General features: G+C 53.3%; 8 protein-coding genes. 2 read left to right on the top strand and 6 right to left on the bottom strand.

All coding sequences use genetic code 11. The features are described 5' to 3' along the window. Positions 1–932, top strand: a 932-nt coding sequence (gene flk / locus A7090_RS20030; protein ID WP_241957283.1) for a flagella biosynthesis regulator Flk, incomplete at its 5' end; no start/stop codon positions are given. On the opposite strand, the gene A7090_RS20025 is transcribed toward flk, so the two are convergent. Both A7090_RS20025 and fabB read right to left on the bottom strand, forming a co-directional pair. Beyond that, complete coding sequence (locus A7090_RS20025; RefSeq protein WP_105275330.1) at positions 929–2,107, bottom strand: MFS transporter; 1,179 nt, start codon at positions 2,105–2,107, stop codon at positions 929–931. The two genes, flk and A7090_RS20025, sit on opposite strands and share 4 nt — an antisense overlap. Before the next feature lie 1,195 nt (positions 2,108–3,302). Then, a complete protein-coding gene (fabB, locus tag A7090_RS20010) occupies positions 3,303–4,517 on the bottom strand; it encodes a beta-ketoacyl-ACP synthase I (protein WP_105275328.1) in 1,215 nt (404 codons plus the stop codon). Positions 4,518–4,675: 158 nt separating this feature from the next. Between fabB and mnmC the strand changes: the two genes are divergently transcribed. Beyond that, a complete protein-coding gene (gene mnmC / locus A7090_RS20005; RefSeq protein WP_105275327.1) occupies positions 4,676–6,682 on the top strand; it encodes a bifunctional tRNA (5-methylaminomethyl-2-thiouridine)(34)-methyltransferase MnmD/FAD-dependent 5-carboxymethylaminomethyl-2-thiouridine(34) oxidoreductase MnmC in 2,007 nt (668 codons plus the stop codon). Positions 6,683–7,151: 469 nt separating this feature from the next. Here mnmC and A7090_RS20000 read toward each other — a convergent pair whose 3' ends face one another. From A7090_RS20000 to mepA, 4 genes are read right to left on the bottom strand one after another with little or no spacing between them, the layout of a single operon-like run. Beyond that, positions 7,152–7,439 carry a YfcL family protein gene (locus tag A7090_RS20000; protein WP_105275326.1) on the bottom strand — a complete coding sequence of 96 codons (288 nt, stop codon included), beginning with the start codon at positions 7,437–7,439 and terminating at the stop codon, positions 7,152–7,154. Positions 7,440–7,472: 33 nt separating this feature from the next. Further along, positions 7,473–8,021, bottom strand: a complete 549-nt coding sequence (gene epmC, locus A7090_RS19995; protein WP_105275325.1) for an elongation factor P hydroxylase — start codon at positions 8,019–8,021, stop codon at positions 7,473–7,475. Further along, a complete protein-coding gene (locus tag A7090_RS19990) occupies positions 8,021–8,830 on the bottom strand; it encodes a sulfite exporter TauE/SafE family protein (RefSeq protein ID WP_105275324.1) in 810 nt (269 codons plus the stop codon). Before A7090_RS19990 ends, epmC begins: the two co-directional genes overlap by 1 nt. Further along, positions 8,830–9,654, bottom strand: coding sequence for a penicillin-insensitive murein endopeptidase (gene mepA, locus A7090_RS19985; protein WP_105275323.1), 825 nt, complete (start codon positions 9,652–9,654; stop codon positions 8,830–8,832). Before mepA ends, A7090_RS19990 begins: the two co-directional genes overlap by 1 nt. Between the last annotated feature and the right edge of the window lie 2 nt (positions 9,655–9,656).

Genomic DNA, 9,656 nt, shown 5'->3' with positions numbered 1-9,656 from the left:
AGAGTCAGAGAACAGATATCGTTCTTACTGTAAAACCGTGGCCAGAATTACTTGACCACTACAAAGTGACTTCGCTGACGCAACAGCAAAGAGCGGAACTGTGGGCGGGTATCAGGCACGATATTGGTCTGTCAGGAGATTCGCCGCTGCTTTCGCGTCACTTCCCTGCTGCTGAACATAATCTGGCGCAACGTCTGCTCACCGCGCAAAAAAGCCATTCTGCCCGCCAGCTTTTAGCCCAATTAGGGGAGTATTTACGTCTGGGGAATAATCGTCAGGCGGTCACGGATTATATCCGTCATAACTTTGGTCAGATGCCGCTGAATCAGCTCTCACCGGAGCAATTAAAAACCATTCTCACTCTGTTGCAGGAAGGGAAAATGGTTATTCCACAACCGCAGCAGCGCGAGGCGACCGACCGTCCTTTATTACCAGCAGAGCACAATACGCTCAAACAGCTGGTGACCAAACTTGCGGCGGCAACGGGGGAACCCAGCAAACAGATCTGGCAATCGATGCTGGAACTTTCCGGGGTGAAAGATGGTGAATTAATTCCAGCGAAACTGTTTAACCATCTGGTGACCTGGCTACAGGCACGTCAGACGCTAAGCCAGCAAAATACGCCGACGCTGGAATCACTACAGATGGCGCTAAAACAACCTTTAGATGCCAGTGAACTGGCGGCGTTATCGGCATATATCCAGCAAAAATATGGCCTTTCTGCACAATCATCACTTTCTTCTGCCCAGGCCGAGGATATCCTTAATCAGCTTTATCAACGGCGGGTTAAAGGGATTGATCCGCGTGCTATGCAACCGCTGCTTAATCCTTTTCCACCGATGATGGACATGTTGCAAAATATGGCAACGCGTCCCGCGCTGTGGATACTATTAGTCGCGATCATCCTGATGCTGGTCTGGCTGGTTCGTTAACCCCGACGAAACGACAGTATCGTGACAATAATCCCCAGCACCGCAGAGATCGCCCCGGCAAGAAATACCGAAGAGTAACCAAACGTGGTCGCCAGCATTCCCGCCAGCGGCCCGGATACGCCGAGGGCGATATCCTGAAATGCGGCGTAACCGCCCAGTGCAGTGCCACGAACTTGTGACGGTACGCGTTTAACCACCTCCACGCCCAGCGCTGGAAAGATAAGCGAACATCCGGCTCCGGTTAACGCCGCGCCCGCTAATGCGACCCACGCACCTGGCGCCTGCCAGAGCAACAACAGGCCCACCGTTTCTACAAGCAGAGAGACAATCGCCACTTTCACGCCGCCAAAACGGTCCGGCATCCAGCCAAACATGACGCGCATCACGACAAATGCGCCGCCAAATGCGGTAAGGGTAAAGCCCGCCATCGCCCATCCTTTGCTGGCAAAGTAGAGCGAAACGAAAGTCCCGATAACTGCAAAACCAACGCCTTGTAGCGCCAGACCTAACCCTGGTTTCCAGATAAGCCCGACAACGCTCCACAGCGATGGACGTTCTCCCGCCAGGGCCGGTACTTTGCGCACTGTGCCGTTACAGGCCCACGCCAGTAAGGGTAATGCCATTGTAGTGAGCGCCAGTGCGGAAAAACCGTAATGGCTATGAATCAACAAGCCAAGCGGCGCACCAACAGCGAGGGCACCGTAAATCGCCATTCCGTTCCATGACATCACTTTACCGGAATGTTTTGGCCCAACGATGCCTAATCCCCAGGTCAGGGCGCCTGTCAGTAACTGGCTTTCACCAAAGCCAAGAATCAAACGCCCGACGACCAACAGGGCAAATTTGAACGGTGCGGAGACGGGCAAAATCGCCGCCAACAGCAACGCGCCCCCCGCCAGACCGCAGGCTAACATCCCCTGAAGCGCTGAACGTTTTGCGCCATATTGATCGGCCAGTCGCCCGGCGTAGCCACGCGTCAGCACCGTAGCCAGAAACTGGATCCCGACGGCAATCCCGACCATGGTGTTGCCATAGCCCAGATCATGATGAACAAACAGCGGGATAACCGGCAACGGTAACCCTACGGTCATGTAGGTGAGAAAAACCGCAAAAGCGATGCGGAAGAGCGAAAAATTGGCAGAAGGTCGTGTTTCGGTTTGGCTTACAGCAGTCATGCATTACTCCAGAATGCAGCGCAAGGCGAGGAGTATCCCCGTCTCATCTCTCTGGTTTCAGGGTTACGGTGCGTTGGCAGGATTTAACGCGTACGTCTTTTCAGAAGGAAATCGACAAAGCGGGAAGTTTGCCTGGAACAAGCGACGATTGTCAATGATGTGAAAAAGGCGACATTGACCACGTATCGTCGGATGCGACGCTGACGCGTCTTATCCGACCTACTCCGATACCAGATTTTGTAGGCCGGATAAGGCGTTCACGCCGCATCCGGCATGAACAAAGCGCACTTTGTCAACAATCTGAGGAAACCATCTGGTGCCCTTTTGGGCTGCATTGACCACGTATCGTCGGATGCGACGCTGGCGCGTCTTATCCGACCTACTCCGATACCAGATTTTGTAGGCCGGATAAGGCGTTCACGCCGCATCCGGCATGAACAAAGCGCACTTTGTCAACAATCTGAGGGAACCATCTGGTGCCCTTTTGGGCTGCATTGGCTACGCATCGTCGGATGCGACGCTGGCGCGTCTTATCCGACCTACTCCGATACCAGATTTTGTAGGCCGGATAAGGCATTCACGCCGCATCCGGCATGAACAAAGCGCACTTTGTCAACAATCTGAGGGAACCATCTGATGCCCTTTTGGGCAGCATTGACCACGTATCGTCGGATGCGACGCTGGCGCGTCTTATCCGACCTACTCCGATACCAGATTTTGTAGGCCGGATAAGGCGTTCATGCCGCATCCGGCATGAACAAAGCGCACTTTGTCAACAATCTGAGGAAACCATCTGGTGCCCTTTTGGGCAGCATTGACCACGTATCGTCGGATGCAACGCTGGCGCGTCTTATCCGACCTACTCCGATACCAGATTTTGTAGGCCGGATAAGGCGTTCACGCCGCATCCGGCATGAACAAAGCGCACTTTGTCAACAATCTGAGGGAACCATCTGGTGCCCTTTTGGGCAGCATTGACCACGTATCGTCGGATGCGACGCTGACGCGTCTTATCCGACCTACTCCGATACCAGATTTTGTAGGCCGGATAAGGCGTTCACGCCGCATCCGGCATGAACAAAGCGCACTTTGTCAACAATCTGAGGAAACCATCTGGTGCCCTTTTGGGCAGCATTGACCACGTATCGTCGGATGCAACGCTGGCGCGTCTTATCCGACCTACTCCGAATGAATCTTACAGCTTGCGCATTACCAGCGTGGCGTTGGTGCCGCCGAAACCGAAGCTGTTAGACATAACCGTAGTCAGTTCGCGCTCGGTCGTTTCAGTCACGATATTCAGACCCGCAGCCTGCTCGTCCAGCTCTTCAATGTTGATGCTCGGGGCAATAAAGCCGTGTTCCAGCATCAGCAGAGAGTAGATAGCTTCCTGCACACCCGCAGCGCCCAGTGAGTGACCGGTCATTGCTTTAGTTGCAGAAATCGCCGGACTCTTATCGCCAAACACTTCACGGATAGCTGCCAGCTCTTTCACGTCGCCAACCGGAGTCGAAGTACCGTGAGAGTTCAGGTAGTCGATTGGGGTATCAACACCGTGCATCGCCATCTTCATGCAGCGAACGGCACCTTCACCAGACGGGGCAACCATGTCTGCGCCATCAGACGTTGCGCCGTAGCCAACGATTTCAGCGTAGATGTGGGCACCACGCGCCAGCGCGTGTTCCAGCTCTTCAACCACCACCATACCGCCGCCGCCAGCAATAACGAAACCGTCGCGGTGAGCGTCGTAAGTACGGGAGGCTTTTTCCGGGGTGTCGTTGTATTTAGTAGACAGCGCACCCATCGCGTCGAATTCGCAGGCCATTTCCCAGCACAGCTCTTCGCCGCCGCCTGCAAACACGATGTCCTGTTTGCCCAGTTGGATCTGCTCTACTGCGTTACCGATACAGTGTGCGGAAGTCGCACACGCGGAACTGATGGAGTAGTTAACGCCGTGAATTTTAAACGGCGTGGCGAGGCAGGCAGAAACGCCAGATGCCATCGCTTTGGTGACCACATACGGGCCAACCGCTTTCAGGCCGCGCGGGCCGCGCATTGCGTCAGCGCCGAACACCTGGAAACGCGGGGAACCGCCGCCAGAACCTGCAATCAGGCCCACGCGCGGGTTATTCTGGTAAGCTTCCGGGGAGAGGCCCGCATCTGCGATTGCCTGCTCCATAGAAAGGAAAGCATAAATGGATGCGTCGCTCATAAAGCGCACAACTTTGCGGTCAATGAGGCCAGTGGTATCCAGTTTTACGTTGCCCCAGACGTGGCTACGCATGCCGGAATCCTTCAGCTCCTGAGAGAAAGTGATCCCTGAACGTCCTTCACGCAGAGATGCCAGGACTTCCTGCTGGTTATTACCGATGCTGGAAACAATGCCCAGGCCAGTAATCACTGCACGTTTCATTCAATACCTCTGTAAGTCGCACATAGAGTAAGTTTCGAATGCACAATAGCGTACACTTGTACGCCGAACAAGTCCGATCAGCCAATTAATAGAGAAATTTGCGCAGCCTGGCACACATCGCTAAGATCGAGCCACCGCCTGTAAGACGAGTAACTTACGTGAAACACTACTCCATACAAACTGCCAACCTCGAATTTAATGCTGAGGGTACACCTGTTTCCCGAGATTTTGACGATGTCTATTTTTCCAACGATAACGGACTGGAAGAAACGCGTTATGTTTTTCTCGGAGGTAACCAATTAGAGGCTCGCTTTCCTGGGCATCCACATCCTCTGTTTGTGGTAGCAGAGAGCGGCTTCGGCACCGGATTAAACTTCCTGACGCTATGGCAGGCATTTGATCAGTTTCGCGAAGCGCATCCGCAAGCGCAATTACAACGCTTACATTTCATTAGTTTTGAGAAATTTCCCCTCACCCGTGCGGATTTAGCCTTAGCGCATCAACACTGGCCGGAACTGGCTCCGTGGGCAGAACAACTACAGGCACAGTGGCCAATGCCCTTGCCCGGTTGCCAGCGTTTATTGCTCGATGAAGGCCGCGTGACGCTGGATTTATGGTTTGGCGATATTAACGAACTGACCAGCCAACTGGACGATTCGCTAAATCAAAAAGTGGATGCCTGGTTTTTGGACGGCTTTGCGCCTGCGAAAAACCCGGATATGTGGACGCAAAATCTGTTTAATGCCATGGCAAGACTGGCGCGTCCGGGCGGCACGCTGGCGACATTTACTTCTGCCGGTTTTGTTCGCCGCGGTTTGCTGGAAGCCGGATTCACGATGCAAAAGCGCAAAGGGTTTGGGCGTAAAAGGGAAATGCTTTGCGGCGTGATGGAACAGAGATTGCCACTCCCCTGCTCCACGCCATGGTTTAACCGTACGGGCAGCAGCAAACGGGAAGTGGCAATTATCGGCGGTGGTATTGCCAGCGCATTGTTGTCACTGGCGCTATTACGGCGCGGCTGGCAGGTAACGCTTTATTGCGCGGATGAGGCCCCCGCGCTGGGTGCTTCCGGCAATCGCCAGGGAGCGCTGTATCCGCTTTTAAGTAAACACGATGAGGCGTTGAACCGCTTTTTCTCTAATGCGTTTACTTTTGCTCGTCGACTTTACGATTCATTGCCCGTTAAATTTGATCATGACTGGTGCGGCGTCACGCAGTTAGGCTGGGATGAGAAAAGTCAGCATAAAATCGCACAGATGCTGTCGATGGATTTACCCGCAGAGCTGGCTGTTGCAGTCGGGGCGAATGAGGTTGAGGGTGTTACAGGTGTAGTAACAAATTGCGGCGGTATTACTTATCCACAAGGTGGCTGGCTGTGTCCGGCAGAGCTGACCCGTAATGTACTGGAACTGGCGCAACAACAAGGTTTACAGATTCGTTATCAATATCAGTTACAGGATTTATACCGTAAGGATGACTGTTGGTTGATGAATTTTTCAGGAGGTCAGCAAGCAACACACAGTGTAGTGGTACTGGCGAACGGGCATCAAATCAACCATTTCAGCCAAACGTCGCTTCTGCCAGTGTATCCGGTTGCCGGTCAGGTCAGCCATATTCCGACAACGCAGGAACTGGCAAAGTTGAAACAGGTACTGTGCTATGACGGTTATCTCACGCCACAAAATCCGGCGAATCAACATCATTGTATTGGTGCCAGTTATCATCGCGGCAGCGAAGATACGGCATACAGTGAGGACGATCAGCAGCAGAATCGCCAACGGTTGATTGATTGTTTCCCGCAGGTGCAGTGGGCAAAAGAGGTTGATGTCAGTGAGAAAGAAGCGCGCTGCGGTGTGCGTTGTGCCACTCGCGATCATCTGCCAATGGTAGGCAATGTCCCCGATTATGACGCAACGCTCGCGGAATATGCCTCGCTGGCAGAACAGAAAGATGAGGCGGTAAGCGCGCCGATTTATGACGATCTTTTTATGTTTGCTGCTTTAGGTTCTCGCGGTTTGTGTTCTGCCCCGCTGTGTGCCGAGATTCTGGCGGCGCAGATGAGCAGCGAACCGATTCCGATGGACGCCAGTACGCTGGCGGCGTTAAATCCGAATCGGTTATGGGTGCGAAAATTGTTGAAAGGGAAAGCGGTTAAGGCGGGGTAATCTGCTCTGGCATTGTTTGTCGGATGCGGCGTGAACGCCTTATCCGACCTACGTGTTACCTGTAGCCTGATAAGACGCGGTAAGCGTCGCATCAGGCATTATGCGCTCAATGTCGGATGCGGCGTGAACGCCTTATCCGACCTACGTGTTACCTGTAGGCCTGATAAGACGCGCTAAGCGTCGCATCAGGCATTATGCGCTCAATGTCGGATGCGGCGTGAGCGCCTTATCCGACCTGCGTGTTACCTGTAGGCCTGATAAGACGCGCTAAGCGTCGCATCAGGCATTATGCACTTCAATGTCGGATGCGGTGTGAACGCCTTATCCGACCTGCGTGTTACCTGTAGGCCTGATAAGACGCGCTAAGCGTCACATCAGGCATTATGCACTTCAATGTCGGATGCGGCGTGAGCGCCTTATCCGACCTACGTGTTACCTGTAGGCCTGATAAGGCGCGCTAAGCGTCGCATCAGGCATTATGCTGCTGTGACGCCTGCTGAAACAGGTTTTCCCACATCTCAACCACCAGCGCCTGGTCACGCGGCGACAACTCACCTGCACCAATGGCTTTTTCAAGACTCTGGCTAACAGTTGTATGCACCGCCTGAGCAGAGTGGTCCTCACCACTTTCCAGTTCTGCGATGGCTAATGTCAGGTGGCCACGCAAATACCCACTGGCAAACAACTCATCATCACTGGCATGGTCAACCATACCGTCGATTAATGCCAGAATGCGTGATTCAAACTCCGCGATCATCTTCTTTCCTCATTGTAAAACGTGGCACTGGCTTTAGTTGAGCGCTTCCGGCCACGGGAACTGTTCCGCCGTGATTTCCGGCGTGTGATAATAATTTTGTAATGCTTTAATGAAGCGTGCCGGACGTTCGGGTATGCCGTTTGCCAGATAATCCATCACCTGCGCATGTACCCGCCGTTGAAACACTACGCGGTCCGGTTCGAAATCCCCTTCCAGATTGTCGCAACTGACGTTAAACGGATATCCTGCCGCCACACAGAACAACCAGTCCAGCGCCTGCGGCTTCACTTCAACATCTTCAAACTGGCTTTGTGTTTGGGCATCACGTCCGTCCGGACAATACCAGTAGCCGAAATCAACCAGCTCACGACGCGCTTTCCCGGCAATACACCAGTGCGAAATCTCATGAATAGCGCTGGCATAAAAGCCATGAGCAAAGACGATTCGGTTATATGGTACTTCCGCATCAGCAGGAAGATAGATCGGTTCGTCGTCGCCTTTAATCAGACGGGTGTTAAATTCATCGGCAAAGCAGCTATTAAAAATTTCAATCAACTGCTCATAGTGGTGTGTACTGTTCATTAGTTCATCCCCAACCAGTGGAGGATCTCCTGTCCGTGGCTATCGTAAATTAATTTTGCACTCATCACCGCCGAGACGATAACAATCATCGGGCGAATAAGTTTTTGTCCTTTGCTTAACACCAGTCTTGACCCCATGCGCGCGCCGAGGAACTGCCCCACCAGCATCACGAATCCCGTCGCCCAAATCACTTTGCCGCCAAGAATAAACAGCAGCAAACCGCCGATGTTTGACGTTGCGTTGAGTAATTTGGCGTGGGCCGTGGCTTTGGCGAGGTTGAATCCGCACAGCGTCACGAAGGCCAACGCGTAAAACGACCCGGCAGCCGGACCAAAGAATCCATCGTAAAAACCGACGCAGCCCCCCGCCACCAGCGCAAAGGGCAAACCATACATTCGACGCTGGCGATCTTCTTCTCCCAGTTTTGGCATCAGCAAAAAATAGAGGCCAATACAAATCACCAGAATGGGTAAAATCTGCCGTAATACATCAGCCTGAACATGCTGCACCAGCAATGCGCCGCTCATTGAGCCAACAAAGGTCATGGCGATGTTGAGCTTCTGGTCGCTTAAACTAACCACCTGGCGGCGAATAAAATAGATAGTGGCAGAGATGGAGCCGCCACAGGCTTGCAGTTTATTGGTTGCCAGCGCGTTAGCCGGAGACATCCCCACCGCCATCAATGCCGGAATGGTGAGTAGCCCACCCCCACCGGCTATCGAATCAATAAATCCCGCCAACATGGCGACAAAAAAGAGAGTACCCAGCAGCAGCGGGGAAACCATAAACAAACTATAAAAAGTATCCATTACAGTACATGCTCATCCAGTAGCGCCTGGCAGGAAGGCGGCAACGGAGGCGGTGTCTTCTTCTCAGGCTTTGTTGTTCCCGGTTTTGGAGGTTCAAACCAGCTTTGTAGTTCTGCCCCGCAACCATCGCCCGGTGGCGGTAAAGGTTGATCTTCACACTCCAGGCTATCGGCAGGACAACGTAATCGTACATGCATATGCGCACGATGCTGGAACCAGGGTCGCACTTTACGCAACCAGTCGCGATCGGTGCCTGCATCAAAGCAAAGTTGTTGTTTAATCGCCGGATTAACAAAAATGCGGGTGACGTCTTTGTCCTGGGCAGCGAGTTTGATCAAGCTGAAAATTTCCGGCTTCCATAGCGTCGGGACAACGTGTTTACCGTCGCGGGAAACTAAGTCCAGTGCTTGCGGGCGCAAGAGCTGCGCGGGGGTCCAGCGTGTTTTTGGCAGTTGCAGGAAGATATCAACATCCAGTCCGGTCTGGTGGCTGGCGTGACCGCCGTTAAAACGTCCACCAGCGGGCATTCCCATATCGCCAATCAGCACCGTGCCCATGCCCAGATTGCTCACCTGGCGACTCAGACGCTGGATAAACGTCACCAGTTCCGGGTGTCCGAAATAGCGGCGCTGATCGGTACGCATGACCTGATAATGTTCAGACTGTATCGGCAGCGTGTCAGCACCGACGATACAGCCATTAGAAAAACTGCCTATCGATTGTGCGCTACCCGGCACTGGTTGGGTTATTTTTTGCCACGGCGTCGCTGCCAGGCTGGCGCTACTGGCAAGCAGGGCCAGCAGCGCAATCGCGGTTTTGTTCATTT

The sequence above is a fragment of the Escherichia sp. MOD1-EC7003 genome (assembly GCF_002965065.1).
Lineage (GTDB): Bacteria > Pseudomonadota > Gammaproteobacteria > Enterobacterales > Enterobacteriaceae > Escherichia.
Note: the sequence above shows the minus strand (reverse complement) of the source record. Positions and strands in the feature narration are given on the sequence as shown.